This window comes from Candidatus Polarisedimenticolia bacterium (genome assembly GCA_036001465.1).
In the GTDB taxonomy this organism is placed as follows: domain Bacteria; phylum Acidobacteriota; class Polarisedimenticolia; order Gp22-AA2; family Gp22-AA2; genus Gp22-AA3.
Genome location: DASYUH010000056.1, coordinates 125895 through 146755, shown reverse-complemented (window position 1 = coordinate 146755; position 20861 = coordinate 125895). Strand labels below are relative to the sequence as shown.

Here is a 20861-nt window from a genome sequence, read left to right as displayed (position 1 = left end):
ATGGGCAACTTTATGGGGGGATCGGCCTACGCGATGGCGCGCGACATCGGCGAGGGGCTGATCCTGGTCAACGCCAACACCTTCAAGAAGTTCGAACCCTCCGAAATGAAACAGCTTGCCTTCGAGCTGGACAAGCTCCAGAAGGAGGCGCGCGCCGATCAGCCCGGCGCGGAGGATATCCAGGCCATCCAGAAGCGCGGACGGAAGCTCGGCCGCATCACGACGGCATTGCAGATCATCCACCACGCGATGATCAGGAAGACGTCTTGAGCGCCGCCGGAGAGCCGGCGACCGGCAGGCGCCTGCGTGTCCTGTCGGGCTTCCGGCCGACCGGGCCGATGCACATCGGGCACCTGGTCGGCGCCCTGGAGAACTGGGTCCGCTTGCAGGACACGCACGACTGCTTCTTCGCCATCTGTGACTGGCATGCCCTCACGAGCGAATACGCCGACACCTCGCCGCTCAAGGACCATGTCCTCGACATGGCGATCGACTGGCTGGCGGCCGGACTCGATCCCGACCGCTGCACGATCTTCGTGCAGTCGCATGTTCCGGAGCACGCGGAGCTGCACCTCCTGCTTTCGATGATCGTGCCGGTGGCCTGGCTGGAGAGGGTCCCGACCTACAAGGAGCAGCAGCAGCAGATCACGCATCGCGACCTGACGAACTACGGTTTTCTCGGCTACCCGGTCCTGCAGGCGGCCGACATCCTGATCTACCGCGCGGAGAGGGTGCCCGTCGGAGAGGACCAGCTGGCCCACCTGGAGCTCTGCCGGGAGATTGCCCGGCGCTTCAACTCGTTGTACGGGGAGGTCTTCCCGGAGCCCCAGGCCCTGACGACGCGCGTACCCAGGGTTCCAGGCACGGATGGCCGCAAGATGAGCAAATCGTACGGCAACGCCGTGAACCTGGGCGATCCGCTCCCGGAGACCCGGCAGAAGATCCTGAAGATGGTCACCGACCCGGCGAGGAAAACCCGCAAGGACCCCGGCAATCCGGACGTCTGTCCGGTCTATGATCTGCACAAGGCGTTCTCGGACCGGGCGACAATCGACCTGGTTGACCTGGAATGCCGGCGGGCGGGGATCGGCTGTATCGACTGCAAGAACCATCTTCTGAGGCACCTGGAGCCGGTTCTGATCCCGATCCAGGAGCGCCGGGCCCGGCTCATGAACGACCGCGAGCGCGTCCGCGCCGTCCTCGAGGACGGGGCGCGCCGCGCCCGCGCGGAGGCGGCGGTGACCATGAGCAGAGTGAGGACGGCCATGAAGATCGACACGAGGGCGTCCGGATGAGCGAAACCGTTCATCCTCCGGACGCGACGACGGCCCCTGCCGAGGCGCCATCGGGAGGTTCTCCCGCCGGCCCCGGTGAGGTCCGCCTGCCCGCCTTCCAGGGGCCGCTCGATCTCCTCCTCCACCTGATCCGCACCGAGGCGATCGATGTGACCGCCATCCCGATCGCCGAGATCGCCCGGCAGTACAACGAGTATCTTGCGCAGGCGAGGGGCGCCGATCCCGAGGCGTCCGGGGATCACGTCGTGGGCGTGGCCACGCTCATCCACATGAAATCGCGTCGCCTCCTGCCGCCGGACCCGGAGGCGCTGGCTGCCGCGGCGGACGGCTCGGAGGCGGGCCCGCCGGACGACGGGGCGGTGCGGGGACAGGTGCTGCGGGTGGCCGCGGAGCACCTCCAGGAAAGGGAAGCGGTCATGGAGATGATCTACTTCCGACCGTCCGCCGCCGTTTCGGAGTACACCGGCGAGCAGGGGATCGACGCCGATCTCTTCGCGCTCCTGCGCGCCTTCCGGGAGATCCTGTCCCGCACCGGGAGCGAGGCGGCCCCGATCAGCCGCGAGCGGATCACCCTGGTGGAGAGGATCCACTGGCTCATGGACACGATGCAGAGGGAGCGCCGCATCCACTTCCGGCGGCTCTTCCTCGGGCTCTCCGATCGCGTCGCCTGCATCCTGACTTTTCTGGCGCTTCTCGAGGTGGTGAGGCTGCGCCTGGTGCGCGCCTACAGCAGCCACCATCATGAGGACATCCTGATCGTGCTGGCGGATGCGGCCACCCCGCCGCCTCACGAGGGGAACGGGACCGCCGATGCGTGAAGCCCCCGAGACACCTGCCGGAGACCGGCTGCGGGCGATCGTCGAGGCGCTGGTGTTCGCCGCCGAGGAGCCGTTGACCCTCGACGACCTGGTCGATCTGTTTCCGGCGGCCGGGAAGGAGACGCTGCAGTCGGCTCTCGACAGCCTGGTCCGCAACTGCGAGGCGGACGATCGCGGGCTCATGGTGCAGCAGGTCGCCGGGGGCTACCGCATGGGGACCCGGCCTGAAATCGGTGATTGGGTCAGGGCCCTGTTCCGCTCGCGCAACCGCCGGCGCCTCTCCTCGCAGGCGCTCGAGACGCTTGCGATCATCGCCTACCGGCAGCCGATCACCACGCCCGAGATCCAGGCGATCCGGGGGACCGACCCGACATCGGTCCTCGAGGCCCTGCTCGAGAAGCACCTGGTCCGGGTCCTGGGACGGAAGAAGGTGGTCGGCAAGCCGATCCTGTACGGCACCACGCCCCAGTTCCTGACGCACTTCGGGCTGAACTCTCTCCAGGACCTTCCGGAGGTCGCCGATTTCGGCGTGCTGGCGGCGGGAGGGCGTGCCGGCGGGGCCGGGGCGGACCGGCTGGAGCCGACCCGGCCGGAGGTTTCCGCCCAGGGTCCGTTCGAAGAGGAGGGGGAGGATGACGGCGGGAACGGAGAGGATCCCCGCGACGACGATGACGACGAGAGCGAGCGGCAGGACGACGGCGACGATTCCTGATCTCCCCGCCGGGACCCGGCTGCAGAAATATCTCGCCGATTCCGGGGTCGCTTCGCGCCGCGAAGGGGAGCGCCTGATCGAGGCGGGCCGGGTCGAGGTCAACGGGAAGGTGATCACGGCCCAGGGAACGCGCGTGGACCCGGAGCGCGACGTGGTGCGCGTGGACGGGCGGAGGGTGCAGGGGGGCGGGCGGCGGGTCTACTACCTGCTGCACAAGCCGAAGGGGTTCATCACCTCGGCCTCCGATCCCGAGGGCCGGCCGACGGTCCTCGATCTCCTCCAGGGAGTGCGCGAGCGGATCTTTCCGGTCGGCCGGCTCGATTGGAACAGCGAGGGGCTCCTGATCCTGACGAACGACGGCGACCTGACGTACCGGCTGACGCACCCGGTCAACCACATCCCCAAGATCTACCGGGTCAAGGTCAAAGGGGGAGTCAGCGGTGCCGAAGTGGAAGCGCTCCGCAAGGGGGTCGTCCTCGAAGGCCGCAAGACCCTGCCGGCGCGCGTCGAGCGCGTGTCCGGGCAGGCGAACACCTGGCTCGAGATCACGCTCTACGAGGGGCGGCGGAACCAGATCCGCCGCATGCTTGACCGTCTCGGACACCGGGTCCAGAAGCTGAAGCGGATCGCCATCGGGCCGATCCACGATCGCGCCTTGAAGCCGGGGGAGTGGCGGCGGCTCACGCCCGAGGAGGTCCGGCGGTTGAGGGAGGCCTCGTGAAGGTGCGCGTCCCCGATCACATTCTCCAGATCGCGCCGTACATTCCCGGCAAGCCGATCGAGGAAGCCCAGAGGCAGCTCGGCCTGCGCCAGGTCGTCAAGCTGGCGAGCAATGAGAATCCGCTCGGCCCCTCGCCACGGGCGGTCCAGGCGATACGGGACGCGGCCTCGCGGGTTCACCGCTACCCCGACAGCCACGGACACGACCTCAGGCAGGCGCTGGCGGGCCGGCTGGGCGTTCCGCCGGACCAGATCGTGCTCGGCAATGGCTCGACGGAAATCGTCGAGCTCCTCGCCAAGGCCTTCCTGTCACGTGAACGGGGCGCGATTGTCGCCGACCAGTCGTTCATCATGTACCCCATCGCCGTCCGGACGATGGGTGCGCCCCTCCGCCTGGTGCCGCTCAAGGACCACCGTCACGACCTCGGGGCGATGGCCGCAGCCTGCGATGACCGGACGTCTCTGGTCTACATCGCCAATCCGAACAACCCGACGGGGACCGCCGTGGACCGCGCCGGGTTCGAGGCGTACTTCCGCCGCGTCCCGGGGCACGTCCTGACGGTGATCGACGAGGCCTATCGCGACTACGTGGACCTCGCGGACTACCCCGACGGTCTGGACGACTTGCGCCAGGGGCGCAACGTCGTCCTGCTTCGGACCTTCTCGAAGATTCACGGTCTCGCGGGAATGCGTATCGGGTACGCCGTCACCGTCAAGGAAGTGGCACAGGCCCTCGAGGCTGTTCGCTCGCCGTTCAACACCTCGGTCCTGGCTCAGGCCGCGGCCGTGGCCGCCCTGGAGGACGAAGAACACACCCGTCGGTCCCGGGATGAGAACAGCCGCGAAGCCCGATTTCTTGCAGGGGAGATGACACGCCGGGGCATGAAATTCGTGCCGAGCGTGGCCAATTTCTTTCTCGTCTTCACCCCGCTCCGGGGAGAAGAAACCTATCAGGCGCTTCTGCGCGAGGGGGTCATCGTCCGCCCGATGGAAGCTTACGGTTTCAGCCATGCGGTGCGCGTGTCGATCGGGACCCACGATGAACTTGAGCGCTTCCTGGAAGTCTGGGATCGGCCGGCTTTCGGGGATCAGGGGCGGAAGAGCCGGGCCTCCCATTCCTCGTAATCCGATGAAAATACGGTTTTTCCTATTGACAGCCGGGGGGCCGGTCAGTATGCTTCCAGAATCCTGCCGCAAGAGTCGAGAGCACTCCAGGATTGTTGTGAGTTCCATCTCTTGATCTGGCAGGTCGGGGAGCGGGGTTCTGGGGCCGCCCGGACTCTCCGGCACGAAGACCCCTGTGAGATGCCCCCGGGCGTCCACACCACGGACCGTCCGGTTCAAAGGCAGCCGGCGGCCGAAACCACAAGGAGGTACCTGCCTGCATGGATTTGCAGAAGATGAAAGACGACCCCGCCCTCGGGCCGCTTGACGCGGCCTCGCAAGACCTGACCCCCACCCCCCGACCCAAACGGACAGAGCGTCTCAGAGTGATGGACGGCGTCGACGCCGAGTTCGCCGGTGGCGAATACGAGCAGCTCCTGGAGATGTACGACCAGTCGCTGCGCACCCTGGCGGAAGGGGAGGTGGTCCGCGGCCGCGTCCTGCGCATCAGCACGAGCGAGGTCATCGTGGACGTGGGGTACAAGTCCGAAGGGATCATCGACCTCGATGAGTTCCGCGGCCCGGATGGTCAGTACCACGTCCAGGTTGGAGACGAGATCGACGTTCTCCTGGAGAAGACCGAGAACAAGGACGGCTACGTCGTCCTCTCCAAGGAGAAGGCCGAGAAGATGAAGATCTGGGAGGAGATCGAGCGGGCCTACACGGACGGTCGCCCGGTCACCGGGGTCGTGAAGGAGCGGATCAAGGGGGGGCTGGCCGTCGACATCGGCGTGCGCGCCTTCCTGCCCGGCTCGCTCGTCGATCTGCGCCCGGTTCGCAATCTCGACGCCATGAAGGGGAAAGAGCTGCAGATGCGGGTCATCAAGGTGAACCGCAAGCGCGGCAACATCGTCCTGTCGCGCAAGGCCGTTCTCGAGGAGGAGAACGCCGAGAAGAAGCGCCGCACCCTGGGCGGCCTGACCGAGGGGAAGGTCGTGAGGGGCGTGGTGAAGAACATCACCGAGTACGGCGCCTTCATCGACCTGGGCGGGATCGACGGCCTGCTGCACAAGACCGACATGTCCTGGGGCCGCGTGAACCACCCGACCGAGATGTTCAACGTGGGGAACGAGGTCGAAGTGGTCGTGCTCAAGTTCGACCCCGAGAAGGAGCGGGTCTCCCTCGGCTACAAGCAGCGCAGCCTCGATCCCTGGGAGACGGTGGACGAAAAGTACCCGCGCGAGTCCCGGGTGAAGGGGAAGGTGGTCAGCCTCACCGATTACGGCGCCTTCGTGGAGCTGGAACCGGGGGTCGAAGGACTGATCCACGTGTCCGAGATGTCCTGGACGAAGCGGGTCAAGCACCCCTCCAAGGTCATGACCGTGAGCGACACGGTCGAGGCGGTCGTGCTCGACGTGGACAAGGCGGCGCGCCGACTCTCCCTGGGTCTCCGTCAGACCGAGCCGAATCCCTGGCAGACCATCAGCGAGAAATATCACGAGGGGGATCGGATCACCGGGAAGGTCCGCAACCTGACCGATTTCGGCGCGTTCATCGAGGTGGAGGAAGGGATCGACGGTCTGGTGCATATCTCGGACATGTCCTGGACGAAGCGCCTCAAGCACCCCTCCGAGATGCTGAAGAAGGGGGACGACGTCGAGGCGGTGATCCTGAAGATCGACTCCGAGAACCAGCGGCTGTCACTCGGCATCAAGCAGCTGCAGCCCAACATCTGGGAGGAGTTCTTCAAGACCTACTCGGTCGGCGACCTGGTCACCGGCCGCATCGTCCGCCTCACCGACTTCGGCGCCTTCGTCGAGATCTCCGAGGGCATCGAGGGCCTGGTGCACGTGTCCGAAATCGCGGAGGAGCGCGTCGAAAAGCCGGCCGACAAGCTGCGCATCGACGACGCGGTCACGACCAAGATCATCAAGATGGACATTGCCGAGCAGAAGATCGGCCTGTCGATCAAGGCCGCCGCCCAGGAACAGAACCGGGAGGAGTTCCGCAACTACATGAAGACGCAGGGGACCGGCGGGATCAACCTCGGCGAGGTAGCCGGGCATTCGGGCCGCAGGCGCGAGGAGAAGCGCCGCCGGGGTCGCGACAGCTTCGAGGAGAGCGACGACGAGTAGGGGAGCGCGGCGGCAGGGGGCGCCGCACCTCGCGGCGAGCCGTAACAAGGAGGCAGGACGAGTCCATGACTAAGGCCGAGCTTGTTGAGGAAGTGGCCCGGGTCTCCGAGCTGACGAAGAAGCACTCCGAGATCATCGTCAACACGGTCTTCGATTCGATCGTCGACGCCCTCCGCAAGGACGAGAAGATCGAGTTGCGCGGCTTCGGGAGCTTTCGCATCAGGCAGCGGCGGTCGCGGCAGGGGCGCAATCCCAAGACCGGAGACAAGGTGGACGTTCCGGCCAAGCGCATCCCTTATTTCAAACCCGGCAAAGAGCTCAAGGAGCTGATCAACAACTCGGTCCAGTCCCCCGAGTCGGCGGCATCCTCGCTTTCGTCGTCCGGCGCGGAGCCCTGATCGCGGTACCGTCTCCGGCCGTCGCGGCGCCCCGCGGGCCAGGCCCCATGGAAAAACTCTTCAGCCCGTGGCGCCTCCGCTACATCACCTCGGTGCACGAGCGCAGCCGGGGGTGCGTCTTCTGCAGCGCCGCACGCGGCCGGCGCGACCGCGAGAATCTCGTCCTGATCCGCGGCCGGAACAACTTCATCATCCTGAACAAGTATCCCTACAACAACGGCCATCTCATGATCGTGCCGTACGCCCACGTGCCGACTCTCGCCGAGGCCTCCCCCGAGGCCTTGAACGAGATGATGGGGCTGGCCGTCGTCTGCGAGACCGCCCTGCGGGGGGCCTACCGCCCAACCGGGATCAACTTCGGAATGAACCTGGGCCGGAGCGCCGGGGCCGGGATCGACCGGCACCTCCATCTCCACGTCGTCCCGCGCTGGGACGGCGACACCAATTTCATGTCCGTGGTCCACGGCACGCGCGTCCTCCCCGAGTCCCTCCAGAAGACGTATAGGCGGCTTCGGCCGCTGCTTTTGGCAGGCGGACTGAAAGGCCGTGGCAGGTGGGCGCCCGCACCACCCCGGACGCGCCGGCCCCGGACGCGCGCGCGGCGGAGCAGCCGATGAAGCGCTACCTCATCGAGACCTGGGGCTGCCAGATGAACCAGCATGACACCGAGAAGATGGCCGGGATTCTGGAAAGCCTGGGTTTCACGTCGACGGACGACGCGGCGCTCGCCGACGTGATCCTCCTCAACACGTGCAGCGTGCGCGAGAAGGCGGAAAGCAAGGTGTTCGGGCGCCTCGGGAGGCTGCGTCGCATGAAGGTCGACCGGCCTGAGCTGGTGATCGGCGTGGTGGGCTGCGTCGCCCAGCAGGCCGGGGAGGCGATCTTCCGGCGCGCGCCGTATGTCGATGTCGTGATGGGCCCGCGCAACCTGGCGAGGCTCGGGGAGCTTCTGGAGGAGGCGCGGCGCGACGGCCGCTCCATCAGCCTGGCGCGTGACGAGGATCCCATCGAGTTCCCCTCCGGCACCACGGCCCGGGCCGCGGGACCGAGAGCCTATGTGACCGTCATGGAGGGATGCAACAAGTCCTGCACCTTCTGCATCGTGCCGACCACGCGCGGCGGCGAGGCGTACCGGGATCCCGGCGAGATACTCAGTGAGGTGCGCGGGCTTGCGGCGCAGGGCTACTGCGAGATCGAGCTTCTCGGGCAGAACGTGAACGCCTATCATTCAAGAGGCCACGATCTGGCCTCTCTGCTCCACATGGCCGATCGCATCCCGGGAATACGCCGCCTGCGCTTCACGACCTCCCACCCCGGTCACCTGAAGCCGGGCATCATGAACGCGATGCGCGACGTGCCGACCGTGTGCAATCATCTGCACCTGCCGGCCCAGTCCGGATCGGACCGGGTGCTCCGGGCGATGAACCGCGGCTACACACGGGCCCGCTACCTGTCGCGCATCGAGTACCTCAGGGCCGCGGTGCCGGACATGGCGTTCAGCACCGACCTGATCGTCGGCTTCCCCGGCGAGACGGATGCCGACCTCGAAGCGACCCTCGGCCTTCTGCGGGAGGTGGAATTCGACCAGGTCTATGCGTTTGCCTACTCGCCGCGCCCCGGCACGGCGGCCGCCGGCATGGAGGGCAGGCTTCCGGAGCAGGTCATGCAGGCCCGACTCCAGGAAGTGCTGAGCGTTCAGGATGGGATTCAGCGGCGGCGCAACGCGGCCCTGGTCGGACGGACCTTCGAGGTCCTGGTGGATGGCGCCGGACGTCTCGACAACGGCCTGGCCAGGGGGCGTACGCGCTGCAACCGCATCGTGCATTTCCCGGCGGTCGTGGCCCGCGGAATGTTTCAATCGGTGACCATCATCCGGGCGAACGCCCACTCGCTGATCGGCGAGCCAGCGGCGCCCGGCGCTGCTTGACTTGCCGCAGGGGCCGGGATATAACCGCTTCCGGGAGAGACGATGGGCGCAATGGAACTCGAGATGAAAATCAAGGGGCTGATGATCGACCCGATCACCAACATGCCGATCATCATTCTGCGCGATCCGGGGAGCTCGGCCGTCCTGCCGATCTGGGTCGGCATTTTCGAGGCGAACGCCATCGCGCTCCAGATCGAAAAGATTGTCACGCCCCGCCCGATGACCCACGATCTGCTGAAGAGCATGCTGGTCAACATGCACGCCACGGTCGAAAAGGTGGTGATCACCGATCTCAAGGAGAACACGTTCTACGCCCTCATCTTCCTCAATTATGACGGTAAGGTCGTTCCCATCGATTCGCGGCCGAGCGACGCCATCGCCCTCGCCCTCCGCACCGGCTCTCCCATCTTCGTCAAGAGTGACGTGATCGAGAAAGCCAAGAACACGGACCTGACGAAGGACGCCGGTGAATCGGAGCGCATCCGGAAATGGCTCGAGAACCTCGACCCCGACGAGATGGGGAAGTACGAGATGTAGCAGCTGCGATTCAGATCCTGCTTCTCTAACAACACTTTTATTATCAGTTACTTACGCAGTTATCGATGAGCTTTCCCGAGCCGCTCCCAACTTGACACCCGGGAGGGGCCTCCAGTATAAAGCGTCATCAGCGGTCGCCTCGCAGCGCTCCATCCGGCACCGCACATGCTGGCCGGAAGTTCCCGACGTGAAAGGGAGAACGCCGGATCGTGATTCTCGCAATCGCTAATCAAAAGGGTGGAGTCGGCAAGACGACGACCGCCATCAACCTGGCAGCGGCCCTCGCCCAAAAAGGTTTCTCGACGCTCCTGGTCGACCTGGATCCCCAGGGCAACGCAACCCTTTCATACCTCGATCCGGAACAGCTCAACCTGTCCGTCTATGAGGCGCTCGTTGAGGAGAATCGAACCCTCAAGGATGCGGTCCACAAGACCAACATCAAAATGCTCGACCTGGTTCCCGCCCGGATCAGCCTGGCCAAATTCGAGAGCAAGCTCCTCGGGGATATCGACAGCCACTTTCGACTGAAGGACCGCCTGAAACCGCTTGCGAAGGACTACCAGTACGTCATCATGGATACACCCCCGACACTCGGCCTTCTGACGGTCAACGCCCTGGTGACGGCTTCGCATCTGCTCGTGCCGATCCAGTCCTCCTATTTCGCACTCGAAGGGACGGATGACCTTCTGGAAACAGTGGAGAAGATCAAGGCAAGGCCGAACCCCACACTCGAATTCCTAGGCGTTGTGATCACGCTTCACGACAAGAGGACCATCCTGGGCAGGGACATCCGGAACCACATCAAGGAGGTATTCGGGAACAAGGTCTTCCGGACGATCATCTCGCGGAGCGTGCGCCTCGAAGAGAGCCCGGCATACAAGGAATCCATCTTCAGCTTCGCGCCGCATTCCACCGGAGCGCTGGAGTATTACAAACTATCGGAAGAGGTCATAGGACGTGTCTAAGCAACGTGGTCTTCCTGTTCAGCGCAAGATGCGACACGATTTTCACTTCGTCGATAACCTCAGCGCCGGACCTGTCCCCAGTGTCGGAAAGATGATTCCGCTTTCGCTGCTGATGCCCAATCCCGATCAGCCGCGTCGTTCGTTCGGAGACATGACCGACCTGGTCTCGTCGATCAAGGAAAAGGGCGTACTGGAGCCGGTCCTCGTTCGACCAACGGGTGAGAAGTTCCAGATCATCGCAGGGGAGCGAAGGTATCGCGCCTCGGTCGAAGCCGGTCTCTCCCAGATCCCGTGCGTCGAGATCGACGTAGACGACAGGGGAGTCCTGGAGATCAGCCTCATCGAGAACCTGCAGCGGCGCGATCTGAGCTCGTTCGAAGAGGCGGAAGGGCTCGAGAAGCTGTGCGAAAAGTTTTTGTACACCCATGAGGAGGTCGCCAAGAAGCTGGGAAAGTCGAGGACGTCAGTCACCGAGACACTGACCCTCAACAACATCCCAACTGACCTGCGGGAGAAGACCCGAGAGGCAGGAATCACGGCGCGGTCGACGCTGCTGCAGATTGCGCGTCAGCCGAACCGCGAGGCGATGCTCAGGATGATCGAGGAGATCAAGAAGTCGGGGTTGACCAGGGATGACGTCAGAAAGCTGCAACATGACAAGAAAGGTCCCGGACGGCCGAAGGGATTCGTCTTTCATTTCCGTCCGCCGGACAACAAGTTCACCCTCAATTTGAAATTCAAGCGATCGGAAATCTCGAAGGAGGAGATCATCGCAACCCTTCGAGAGCTTCTCGACAGCTTGTCGCAATCCTAGGAATCAAGCTCGCGTGGTTGCTGGCCGGGTAATGTCGGCGCGCCGACATCAGGCCAGGCGCTGAGCTCGTGTAGGGGATCGAGTCGAGTGCAGTGAGCTGGGAATCGTCGCCGATCTGGAGGCGTTGGACCGTTCCCGGCCCACCTTTCTTGGCCGTGGTCCAGGTTTACATAAGATATCTTATCGGACTCTGCGCGGCAGGCGTCGAATCGTTCCGTTGACGCCGGGCTCGACAGGTCCTACCATCGTGCCCGCCATGCGGATTCTCGGCATCGACACCATCTGGAAATACGTGATGCGGGAGGTCATGTCACCCAGCATCCTGGGCCTCTGCGTCTACGTCCTGGTGTTCCTGATGAACGCGCTCTTCCAGCTCGCCGAGCTGGCGATCAAGAAGGACCTGGCCCTCCGAACTGTCCTGACAATTCTCTTCCTCTACCTGCCACAGGTCCTGAAGCTGTCCATTCCGATGGCGATATTGCTGGGAGTGCTCGTCGGGATTGGACGCCTCTCCACGGACAGTGAAGTGATTGCCATGCGGGCCAGCGGCGTGAGCTATTGGAAGGTCCTGTACCCGGTGCTCTGCCTGGGAATCGCCGGCTGGGGCATCTCGAGCGTTCTCCTGCTGGGCCTGGAACCCGGGGCCAACTACAAGCTCCACAGGCTGACCAGCAAGATGATGTACTCCACCGATCTGCGACGGGAAATCAAGCCTCGGGTTTTCTTCGAGGAAATCCCCGGGATGCTGCTCTACGCGGACGAGGTCCACAGCGGAGGCGATTTTCTGGAGCGCGTGTTCATCTATCAGAGCGAGGAAGGCGGCAAGGAGCTGGTCACGGTCGCGAGACGGGCCCAGATCGACTACGACCGGACGAACGGCATCGCCCGCTTCTACCTGGAAAGCGGGGTCACGCACAGCACCACACCTGCCGATTCCGAGAGCTATCAGCTCAGCAGCTTCCAGCGCCAGATGATCGTCAAGGAGCCCGACGAGTCGTTCCGGCTGCGGAGCACCATCCTCAGCCGACCGCTACCGAAGAGCTACCAGGATCAGGATCTCGGCGAGCTGTCCAACTCGATCGCCCGAGCCGGCAGCATCGACCATGCGGAGACACGGAACCGGGTCATCGGTCAAATCCTGGCGATCAAGCACGAGCGCTTCGCCCTGCCTGCGGCCTGCCTGGTCTTCGCCATCCTTGGGGTGCCGCTGGGAATCATGAACCGACGCGGGGGCAAGGCTTCCGGCTTCAGCCTGAGCATCGGCATATCCATCGTCTATTGGATTCTCTACTCGGCGGGAAGGAACATGGTCAGCCAGGGAAACCTTTCTCCCCACGTTGGTCTCTGGGTAGGCAATGTTCTTCTCGGGCTCATCGGCGTGGTACTCCTTCTGCTGCGTGAGCGCTCTGAGCGATTGCAGCTGTCCATCCTCTTCCCTGCCAGCGTGCAGCGCACCCTGGCCTCCCTGCGTCGCAGGCGTGAGATCGAATCGGAGTCACGGCACAGGGGACGTCCCGGTCGATGGAAGAGGCGGCGAGCCGGAGGCGGATCGGGCGCACCTCCGGCGGGGACCCGCCCTGCCCTGCGCTCCGTGAATCCGGAGGCGGTCCTCCCGGTCGACCCTCTCGATCCGGGGGAGATGGTTGAGGAGGAGACCCCCACGCGCCGCCTGACCTTGCGTATCCGTTTGATCCTGGGGGTTGCATTCGCGCTCCTGGTGGCCCTTCTGTCAACTTCGGACAGTCCTTCCCTCCCGCTCCCCTTCCTGCTCGTCGGGCTCATCCTGCTGGCGCTTCTCCTGATCTTCCGGACTCGACTCGACCATTACATCCTCGGCCGCTTCGGTTCGATCCTGGCCGGGTGCGCCGTGACCCTTCTTACCCTGTTCGCGGTCTACGAGTTCATCAATCTCATCGACGACCTCGCGGAGCGCAATCTTCCCTTCTCGCTCGTGCTTAACTACCTCAAGTACCGCTCGCCGTGGATCCTGTCCCAGATACTGCCGATGTCCTGCCTGGTCGCGACGTTTCTCGCCATAGGGATCATGGCGCGCTTCAACGAAGTGACGGCGCTTAAGGCGAGCGGCACCAGCATCTACCGCATCGCGGCGCCGGTGGTCATCGTGACCGTGGCGATCAGCGCGCTGGCATACATCAATCAGGACTATCTGGAGCCGTACGCCAACCAGCGTGCCGCGCAGATCAAGGATGTGATTCGCGGACGGAGCCCTCGGAGTTATGGCGCGGGGGAGCGTCGCTGGGTCTTTGGTGACGGGGGCCGGCTGTACAACTTCCGGAACTTCGTGGCCTCCCCCGTCCCGGTTCTGGCCGCCCCCGGCAGCGGAGAATTCCAGGGATTTTCGGCCTACCGACTGGACCCGTCCACCTTCGAGATCCATGAGCGGACGTACGCCCGCAGCGCCTCGTTCAATCGCGGAAGCTGGCTCCTCAAAGACGGCTGGACACGCTCCTTCGAGGGAGCCGAGGAGTCCTTCGAGACCTTCGCCGAGAAGCGGTTCGACTTTCCGGAGGGGCCCGGCTACTTCATCAAGGAGTGGAAGACCCCGGCGCAGATGAACTTCGCCGAGCTGAAGCATTTCGTCATCGATTTGAAGCGGCGGGGCTACGACGTCCAGGAGCTCCAGGTGGACCTGTACGACAAGACCGCGTTACCTCTCGTCTCGCTCACCATGGTGATCCTGGGCATCCCCTTCTGCTTCCGCATGGGGAAGCGTGGATCGCTCTACGGCGTTGGCATTGCGGTTTTTCTCGTCACGGTATTTCTCCTCGTTTTTTCGACGACCAATGCGCTCGGCGGGATCGGCCTCATGCCTCCCTTCCTGGCCGCCTGGGGCCCGAACGTCCTGTTCGCGGGTACCGGGATGTATCTGCTGCTCCGGACCGGAACCTAGGAACGGATCGCTACGGCTTCAGGAGCGCCCTCTCCGCTTCGTACCGCACCTCCTGGGCCCTGTCGGTACCGGCGATAGCCTTCAGCTCCCCTTGCACCTCGCGACGATTGGGCCAGGCCGCCATGGTCAGAACGGCCTGTGTCCGAACTTCATCGTTGGAGTCATTCCGCGCCCGCTCGAGGACCCCCCCGAGGGCTGCCTGAGCCGCATCGAGAGAGTCGTCCCCGATGATTCCCGAACTGAAGATCTGGGCCATCACACGGAGCGAGCCGATTCGGATCGGGGGGGACGCGGAAGCCAACAAGCCGATCAGCCGCGTCAGGAGCGCCGGCCGTGGATCCCGCAGTCGTTCGATCTCCGTGAGGGCGGTGTGGAGAAGGAGTGGATTCGGGCTGTCGAGGAGGCCCTCCAGATCCTCACTCTGGCTGCGTGGATCGAGACGGCTAACCTCCGAAAGTCGCCGAATCGCCTCCACGGTCACTGCGGGGCCTTCGGCGGGCACGGTCATCCGGCCCTGCCTGCCGCGATAGAGCGTGTAGAGGTCCTTGTTTTTTTCGCGGTCCTTTCTGCGGCGCGCGTTTCGCCCGTAGGGCGCGAGGAACAGGATCTCGTCCTGGCCATCCGGGAACACAATGGCGTCCTCTCCAGGCGCCCTCGTGAAGTTGAATTCCCGGAAGGCGATTCGCAGAACCGGTGTGGGACTCGTTCCCTTCAGGGTCTCATTCACATGGACGATGGCGTACTTCAGGCTGCCGCTCTGGACCTGGACGCGGACCACCAGGTCGGATCGCGCCACCATCTGGAAGAGGTTGAGTGTCTCGGGGACCGGGCCGAACTGGGCGCCCGCTCCGGAAACGCCGAGGATGGACGCGACCAGACACGCGATTACTGCTGGAGCTGGACGCCCGCGCCGCCTCCCGCTCACGGCCCGTCCTTTCCCCCCGTCGGGGGCGGAGTCTCGCCCGGGGATGGCGAGCCGGCCGTCAGCGACTGCAGGCGCGCCCGTAACTCGGCCTGGTTCGGCATCAATTTGAGGGACTGCTCGAATGCCGCGATGGCCCTGTCCTTCCGCCCGAGCCGGAGATAGACCTCGCCGAGCATGCCGTGCAGATCGGCGTTCCCCGGCACTTCACGGATGCCTGCGGCCAGCACATCGACCGCGTCCTCGAGGCGTCCCCGTCCCATCAGGGACCGCGCCAGGTTCAGGCAGGCAGGGGCGTATTTCCGGTCGATCGAAAGGGAGCGCCTGAGCTCTTCTTCCCCTTCTTCCCAATCCCCCTTCTTGACCAGCGCCAGACCGAGATTGTGGTGCACGTCGGCGTAGTTCGAGTCCACCGCAATCGCCTTGCGGTACGAGGCAATCTCATCGGCGGTTCGCTGGAGCCGGCCGTAGACCGCCCCCAGATTGTTGAGCGCGGAGGCATCCCGTGGATCGAGGGCGACCGCCCTTTCCAGCTCCACGCGCGCCTGTTCGAATCGCCCCATGGCGTAGAGCAGGCCGCCATAGTTCGTCCGCACCTGGACGTTGGACGCATCTCGCCGCAGGGCGTTTCGATACTGCTCCTCCGCCCCCTTGAGGTCGCCCTTCTGCTCGAGGACAAGGGCCAGATTGCTGTACGAGCCGGAGAACTCCGCGTCGGCTGCGATCGCCTTCCTGAAGGAGGCAATCGCCTCCTCGACCCGTCCCCGTTCTTTGAGAATGATACCCACGTTGTTGTGCGCCTCGGCGTACTCGGGATCGGTGGCGATCACGGCCTGGAATGCCTCCATCGCATCGTCGGTCCTGCCGAGCTTGTTGAAGAGGATTCCCAGACTGTTGCGGGCGTCGGTGAAGTTCGGCTCGTACTGCAGCGCCTTGCGGAAGTGGGTCTCCGCCTCCTGGTATTGCCGCTGCTCCATGGCCACGTTTCCGAGGAGATTCTCGGCCTCCTTGGAGCGCGGCTGCTGGGTCAGGAATTTGTTGAGCTCCGCCGTGGCGCCCTGAAAGTCCCGCTTCTTGAACAGCGCGCGCGCGATATTGATCCGCGCGATCTTGAGATCTTCGGAGGCGCGGACAGCCTGCTGGAATTCTGCGATCGCTTCGTCGTATTTTCCCTGGCCGAGCAGGAGCATGCCGCGATTGTTGTGGGAATTTGCCGTGTTCTGGCTCAGGTATCCGAGCGACTGGAGCTTCTCCTTGAGGTCTCGGTCTCCACGTGGATCGACTGGGGCAGGCTGGTCTCCTCGCTTGGGTTCCACACCGCGATCCCCCGCCGCCGGTGAGGACGCAACCGGCCCGGTTTCATAAGTTGGCACGTAGCGGATCGGATGCTCCTCGAGAAACCGCGGCTCGAAGGCCTCAAGGATCGGTCGACCGTCCATATCCTCCGCAACGGGAAGGCCCAGGAGGGCCAGAACCGTCGGCGTGATGTCCAGGACCGAGGCCTCGTTCAGCTCGTGGCGCGCGCGGAATGGAGCGCCGCTGAGAATGATCACACCGTACTTCCGATGCCAGTCGGCCGCCTGTCCGAATCCGATGCGCGAGTCGGTCAGCGGCCGGTTCTCCCCGGTGCGAAACCCGTGATCGGAGCAGATGATGATGGAGGTGTCCGAACCGGCCGCCTCGACGAGCCGTCCGACGATCTCGTCGGCATGACGGTAGTACTCGTCCACGGCGCGGCCGAACCGCTCGGACTCGAGAGGCGTCACCCCGGGCAGGAGCGGGGGCGCGTAGCGCATGAAGAGGTGCGCCACCGTATCGGTTCCTTCCAGGTAGACCGCCTGAAAATCGGGATGGTAGCGCTCCCGCAGCGCCAGGCTGATCGCGGTATAGGTGTCCCCTGCCGCGATGAGCGTCTTCAGGTCGTCGATGAGCTTGTTCTGATCCGCCGGCAGGGACGACGTGTCGGGCGGAATCCTGACATAGCGGGCGATCTCACCGACCCCGATGGTCTCGGGAGCCACCGTCATGGAGGCGACCAGTCCGGCGAGCTCGGGCGGGTGGACCTTCCCTTCCGACACCTGCTCCCGTCCCGCGCGCACGCCGAACAGCTGATAGGCGACCCGGTCGGAGACGATGAAACCGTTCACGTTTTCCGCCGGGAAGCTCGCCCACCACCCTGCCACGCCGACCCTCAGTCCGTTTTCACTGAGGATGTTCCAGATGGCCTTGGTGCGACGGAGGGTGGACGTGACGGGAACGCGCTCTCCGTCGCGTTCCGTGGTCGCCAGAAAATCGATGATCCCGTGTCTTCCGGGCAGGACACCGGTCGCCACGCTGGTCCAGATGACCGGTGACAGCATGGGGGTAATCGAGTGGAGGCGCCCGCGCACCCCCGTCCGCGCCAGGCGGGCGAGATGGGGAAGACGCCCGGCCGCGAAGAGCGGATCCAGGATGTTCCAGTCGGCACCGTCGAGGCCGATCAGGATCACCCTGGCGCCGGTCGAGAGCCGCTGGGGTGATTTGGCGCTCAGGACGGCGGCGCGGATGCGAACGCTGCCGACGTCACACGACAGGAGCTCGAGACCGGACGTCCGGAAGCGATCGGCCAGCGCCTGCCCGAGTCCCGATCGCAGGTCCTCGATGCGCGCACCGGAGATGTCGCTGTATACGGACCCGCCGATCGCCCGCCGCAGCTCCTGCTCGACCCAGAGAGCCAGGACACGATCGTAGGCGGGACCGATCGCGCGGTGCACCTCCAGCGCTCGATCCGGATCGACCCGATAGCGGATCGTACCGTCCGCCCCGACCTCGACCCCCTCGCGCGTGACCAGGGGGCCCTCATCCCGCTCCCCGGCACGAAACGACAGCGTGACCGGCTCGGATGGGTACAGGCTGATGCGCAGGAGACCCGGGGGGGCCAGATGCCATCCCGGTTGGAGCAGGCGCGGCTTCAGGATGCCCAGCGGGGAGTCGAGGACGGCCAGCCACCGTCCCGCGTCCGTGCGGGTGAGGCCGAGGAGACCCCAGACCGCAACGAGCAAAAGGCCCAGGCCCAGCGGGACCCTGTGCCGCCTGATCGTCTCGAAGGTCATGGGGCCGGGAAGGCGGATCCTCTCAGGTCCCTTCGGACCAGCTGGACAGATAGGCCTGCTGCTCCCCCGTGAGAGTGTCAATCCGCACGCCCATCGTCAGGAGCTTCAGCCGCGCGATTTCGCGGTCGATGTCGATCGGCACGGGGTGCACCGTTTTCTTGAGCCCCTTCCCTTCCCGCGCCATGTACTCTGCGGACAGGGCCTGGTTGGCGAACGACATGTCCATCACAGCCGCCGGATGCCCCTCGGCCGCCGCCAGGTTGATCAGGCGTCCCTCTCCCAGGAGGTTGATGCGCCGGCCCCCCGGGAGCGTGTACTGGTCCACGTAATCGCGCAGGCGCTCCTTCCGTCCGGAAGCGAGCTCCTCCAGGGCCGGGATGTCGATCTCGACGTTGAAGTGCCCGGAGTTCGACAGGACCGCGCCGTCCTTCATGGTTTCGAAATGCCGGCGCGCCAGGACGTGCTTGTTTCCGGTCAGGGTGACGAAGATGTCGCCGACCCTGGCGGCTTCCTCCATCGTCATGACCTCGTAACCGTCCAGGACGGCCTCCAGGGCCTTCACCGGATCGATCTCGGTGACGATGACGTGCGCGCCCAGCCCGCGCGCCCGCAGGGCCACGCCTCGGCCGCACCAGCCGTAGCCGCCGATCACGACCTTGAGCCCGGCAATCAGAAGATTGGTGGCCCGGATGATACCGTCCAGCGTACTCTGGCCCGTGCCGTAGCGGTTGTCGAAGAAGTGCTTGGTCATCGCGTCGTTGACCGCGATGATCGGATAGGTCAGGACCCCTTCCTTGGCCATGCTCGTGAGGCGGATGACACCGGTCGTGGTCTCCTCGGTGCCGCCGATGATCCCGGGCAGGAGATCGCGCTTCTTGGAATGCAGGACGGACACCAGATCGGCGCCGTCGTCCATGGTCATGTGCGGCCCGGGGTCGAGGGCCTGCAGGATGTGGCGGTAGTAGGTCTCGTTGTCCTCGCCCTTGATGGCATACACCGCGATGCCGTCGTGCTCGACGAGGGACGACGCCACGTCGTCCTGAGTCGACAGAGGGTTGCTGGCGCACAGGACCACGTCCGCTCCCCCGGCGGCGAGGGTCCGGGCCAGGTTGGCGGTCTCAGACGTGACATGGAGGCAGGCGGCCAGGCGCAGCCCCTTGAGCGGCTTCTCCTTCGCGAAGCGCTCCCGGATGCTGCGCAGGACCGGCATCTGGCTGTCGGCCCAGTCGATTCGCGTCTTCCCGCGTGCGGCCAGCCCCAGATCCTTGACGTCGCACTTCTTGGCTACCACGTGTGCTTCCTCTCCGGCGGCCCCAGTCGGTCCGTTACGCCCGGCCCGCCTTGCGGAGCGCCTCGGCTTTGTCAATTTTTTCCCAGGTGAATCCCGCATCGGCCCTCCCGAAATGCCCGAAGGCTGCGGTGCGGCGGTAGATCGGCTTGCGCAGGTCGAGCGTCTCGATGATTTCGCGCGGCTTGAGGCCGAAATGCTCGCGGATCAACCGGACGATCGCCTCGTCCGCGATCTGCCCGGTACCGGCGGTGTCGGCCATCACCGAGACCGGATCGGCCACCCCGATCGCATAGGCCAGCTGCACCTCCACCCGGTCCGCGAGACCCGCAGCGACGACGTTCTTCGCGATATAGCGCGCCATGTAGGCGGCGGAGCGGTCGACCTTGGTCGGATCCTTGCCGGAGAAGGCGCCGCCGCCATGGTGCGCGTACCCGCCATAGGTGTCGACGATGATCTTGCGGCCGGTCAGGCCGGTGTCGCCCTGCGGTCCGCCGATGACGAAGCGACCGGTCGGGTTGATGTGCACGCGGGTGTTCCGGTCGCGCAATCCCTCCGGGACCACCGGTCGGATGACATGCTCTTCGATCTGGCGGCGGAGGTCTTCGGTGCCGATCGAATCGGAGTGCTGGGTCGACACGACGACGGTGTCGATGCGCACCGGGCGGCCGTCCACGTATTCGACCGTGACCTGCGATTTGCCATCGGGACGCAGGAAGGGCAGGCGTCCCGATCGGCGCATCTCGGACAGGCGTTGCCCGAGGCGGTGCGCCAACTGGATCGGCATCGGCATCAGCTCCGGAGTCTCCCGGCAGGCGAAGCCGAACATCATTCCCTGGTCGCCGGCGCCACCCGTGTCCACGCCCATGGCGATGTCGGGCGACTGCTTGTCGATCGCCGTGATCACCGAACAGCTGTCGCAATCGAAGCCGTACTCGGCCTTGGTGTATCCCACTTCGCGAATGGTGTCGCGCACCACCATCGGGATGTCGATGTAGGCGCTGGTCGTCATCTCGCCCGCCACGAACGCCAGGCCGGTGGTCACCAGCGTCTCGATGGCCACGCGCGACTGGGGGTCCAGGACCAGGACGGCATCCAGGAGACTGTCCGAGATCTGATCGGCGACCTTGTCCGGGTGACCCTCGGTCACCGATTCGGAAGTGAACAGGAATCTACCCTTCGTCATGCACGGTCCCCATACGGTGCGCCCCTTTTCGTGCGTT

The 20861-nt window shown here is 65.0% G+C and carries 18 protein-coding genes; 14 read left to right on the top strand and 4 right to left on the bottom strand.

The features are described 5' to 3' along the window. Window positions 1-33: 33 nt before the first annotated feature. The 14 genes from VGV60_11840 to VGV60_11775 all read left to right on the top strand — a co-directional run bounded on the left by VGV60_11840 (window position 34) and on the right by VGV60_11775 (window position 14336). Entirely contained in the window at window positions 34-270 is a 237-nt protein-coding gene (locus VGV60_11840; GenBank protein HEV8701954.1) for a hypothetical protein, read from the top strand. Then, window positions 267-1295 carry a tryptophan--tRNA ligase gene (gene trpS, locus VGV60_11835; GenBank protein ID HEV8701953.1) on the top strand — a complete coding sequence of 343 codons (1029 nt, stop codon included), beginning with the start codon at window positions 267-269 and terminating at the stop codon, window positions 1293-1295. Before VGV60_11840 ends, trpS begins: the two co-directional genes overlap by 4 nt. After that, window positions 1292-2113, top strand: a complete 822-nt coding sequence (locus tag VGV60_11830) for a segregation/condensation protein A (GenBank protein ID HEV8701952.1) — start codon at window positions 1292-1294, stop codon at window positions 2111-2113. Before trpS ends, VGV60_11830 begins: the two co-directional genes overlap by 4 nt. After that, window positions 2106-2825, top strand: coding sequence for an SMC-Scp complex subunit ScpB (gene scpB, locus VGV60_11825; GenBank protein HEV8701951.1), 720 nt, complete (start codon window positions 2106-2108; stop codon window positions 2823-2825). Before VGV60_11830 ends, scpB begins: the two co-directional genes overlap by 8 nt. Further along, entirely contained in the window at window positions 2746-3546 is an 801-nt protein-coding gene (locus VGV60_11820; protein ID HEV8701950.1) for a pseudouridine synthase, read from the top strand. Before scpB ends, VGV60_11820 begins: the two co-directional genes overlap by 80 nt. Beyond that, a complete protein-coding gene (gene hisC, locus VGV60_11815) occupies window positions 3543-4670 on the top strand; it encodes a histidinol-phosphate transaminase (GenBank protein HEV8701949.1) in 1128 nt (375 codons plus the stop codon). The genes VGV60_11820 and hisC overlap by 4 nt, the downstream gene beginning before the upstream one ends. Before the next feature lie 260 nt (window positions 4671-4930). Further along, window positions 4931-6784 carry a 30S ribosomal protein S1 gene (locus VGV60_11810; protein HEV8701948.1) on the top strand — a complete coding sequence of 618 codons (1854 nt, stop codon included), beginning with the start codon at window positions 4931-4933 and terminating at the stop codon, window positions 6782-6784. Between the two features lie 65 nt (window positions 6785-6849). Next, window positions 6850-7182, top strand: a complete 333-nt coding sequence (locus VGV60_11805) for an integration host factor subunit beta (protein ID HEV8701947.1) — start codon at window positions 6850-6852, stop codon at window positions 7180-7182. Between the two features lie 47 nt (window positions 7183-7229). After that, on the top strand, window positions 7230-7799 hold the full coding sequence (locus tag VGV60_11800) for an HIT domain-containing protein (protein ID HEV8701946.1): 570 nt from the start codon (window positions 7230-7232) through the stop codon (window positions 7797-7799). Continuing rightward, a complete protein-coding gene (gene miaB / locus VGV60_11795) occupies window positions 7796-9109 on the top strand; it encodes a tRNA (N6-isopentenyl adenosine(37)-C2)-methylthiotransferase MiaB (GenBank protein ID HEV8701945.1) in 1314 nt (437 codons plus the stop codon). Before VGV60_11800 ends, miaB begins: the two co-directional genes overlap by 4 nt. 42 nt (window positions 9110-9151) lie before the next feature. Continuing rightward, window positions 9152-9646, top strand: coding sequence for a bifunctional nuclease family protein (locus VGV60_11790; protein ID HEV8701944.1), 495 nt, complete (start codon window positions 9152-9154; stop codon window positions 9644-9646). Between the two features lie 209 nt (window positions 9647-9855). After that, window positions 9856-10611 carry an AAA family ATPase gene (locus VGV60_11785; protein HEV8701943.1) on the top strand — a complete coding sequence of 252 codons (756 nt, stop codon included), beginning with the start codon at window positions 9856-9858 and terminating at the stop codon, window positions 10609-10611. A 91-nt stretch (window positions 10612-10702) separates the two neighbouring features. Further along, on the top strand, window positions 10703-11425 hold the full coding sequence (locus tag VGV60_11780; GenBank protein HEV8701942.1) for a ParB/RepB/Spo0J family partition protein: 723 nt from the start codon (window positions 10703-10705) through the stop codon (window positions 11423-11425). Between the two features lie 256 nt (window positions 11426-11681). Beyond that, entirely contained in the window at window positions 11682-14336 is a 2655-nt protein-coding gene (locus VGV60_11775; protein HEV8701941.1) for an LptF/LptG family permease, read from the top strand. A 10-nt stretch (window positions 14337-14346) separates the two neighbouring features. Here the strand turns inward: VGV60_11775 and VGV60_11770 are convergent, their stop codons facing one another. Genes VGV60_11770 through metK form a run of 4 tightly spaced genes read right to left on the bottom strand, consistent with a single transcriptional unit; the run spans window position 14347 to window position 20824 of the window. Beyond that, window positions 14347-15261 (bottom strand): hypothetical protein, encoded by a 915-nt coding sequence (locus VGV60_11770; protein ID HEV8701940.1) that lies wholly within the window; start codon window positions 15259-15261, stop codon window positions 14347-14349. Continuing rightward, complete coding sequence (locus tag VGV60_11765) at window positions 15258-18350, bottom strand: tetratricopeptide repeat protein (protein HEV8701939.1); 3093 nt, start codon at window positions 18348-18350, stop codon at window positions 15258-15260. The genes VGV60_11770 and VGV60_11765 overlap by 4 nt, the downstream gene beginning before the upstream one ends. Before the next feature lie 22 nt (window positions 18351-18372). Next, entirely contained in the window at window positions 18373-19641 is a 1269-nt protein-coding gene (gene ahcY / locus VGV60_11760) for an adenosylhomocysteinase (protein ID HEV8701938.1), read from the bottom strand. Window positions 19642-19675: 34 nt separating this feature from the next. After that, window positions 19676-20824: a methionine adenosyltransferase gene (gene metK / locus VGV60_11755; GenBank protein ID HEV8701937.1), complete on the bottom strand. Its 1149-nt coding sequence runs from the start codon at window positions 20822-20824 to the stop codon at window positions 19676-19678. Between the last annotated feature and the right edge of the window lie 37 nt (window positions 20825-20861).

Bases quoted from the DNA above. Each gene is read 5' to 3' on its own strand.
- VGV60_11790 (HEV8701944.1), top strand. From the start codon at position 9,152: ATGGGCGCAATGGAACTCGAGATGAAAATCAAGGGGCTGATGATCGAC.
- VGV60_11830 (HEV8701952.1), top strand. From the start codon at position 1,292: ATGAGCGAAACCGTTCATCCTCCGGACGCGACGACGGCCCCTGCCGAG.
- VGV60_11840 (HEV8701954.1), top strand. From the start codon at position 34: ATGGCGCGCGACATCGGCGAGGGGCTGATCCTGGTCAACGCCAACACC.
- scpB (HEV8701951.1), top strand. From the start codon at position 2,106: ATGCGTGAAGCCCCCGAGACACCTGCCGGAGACCGGCTGCGGGCGATC.
- VGV60_11805 (HEV8701947.1), top strand. From the start codon at position 6,850: ATGACTAAGGCCGAGCTTGTTGAGGAAGTGGCCCGGGTCTCCGAGCTG.
- miaB (HEV8701945.1), top strand. From the start codon at position 7,796: ATGAAGCGCTACCTCATCGAGACCTGGGGCTGCCAGATGAACCAGCAT.
- VGV60_11765 (HEV8701939.1), bottom strand. From the start codon at position 18,350: ATGACCTTCGAGACGATCAGGCGGCACAGGGTCCCGCTGGGCCTGGGC.
- VGV60_11780 (HEV8701942.1), top strand. From the start codon at position 10,703: ATGATTCCGCTTTCGCTGCTGATGCCCAATCCCGATCAGCCGCGTCGT.
- VGV60_11775 (HEV8701941.1), top strand. From the start codon at position 11,682: ATGCGGATTCTCGGCATCGACACCATCTGGAAATACGTGATGCGGGAG.
- VGV60_11800 (HEV8701946.1), top strand. From the start codon at position 7,230: ATGGAAAAACTCTTCAGCCCGTGGCGCCTCCGCTACATCACCTCGGTG.
- VGV60_11810 (HEV8701948.1), top strand. From the start codon at position 4,931: ATGGATTTGCAGAAGATGAAAGACGACCCCGCCCTCGGGCCGCTTGAC.
- metK (HEV8701937.1), bottom strand. From the start codon at position 20,824: ATGACGAAGGGTAGATTCCTGTTCACTTCCGAATCGGTGACCGAGGGT.
- VGV60_11820 (HEV8701950.1), top strand. From the start codon at position 2,746: ATGACGGCGGGAACGGAGAGGATCCCCGCGACGACGATGACGACGAGA.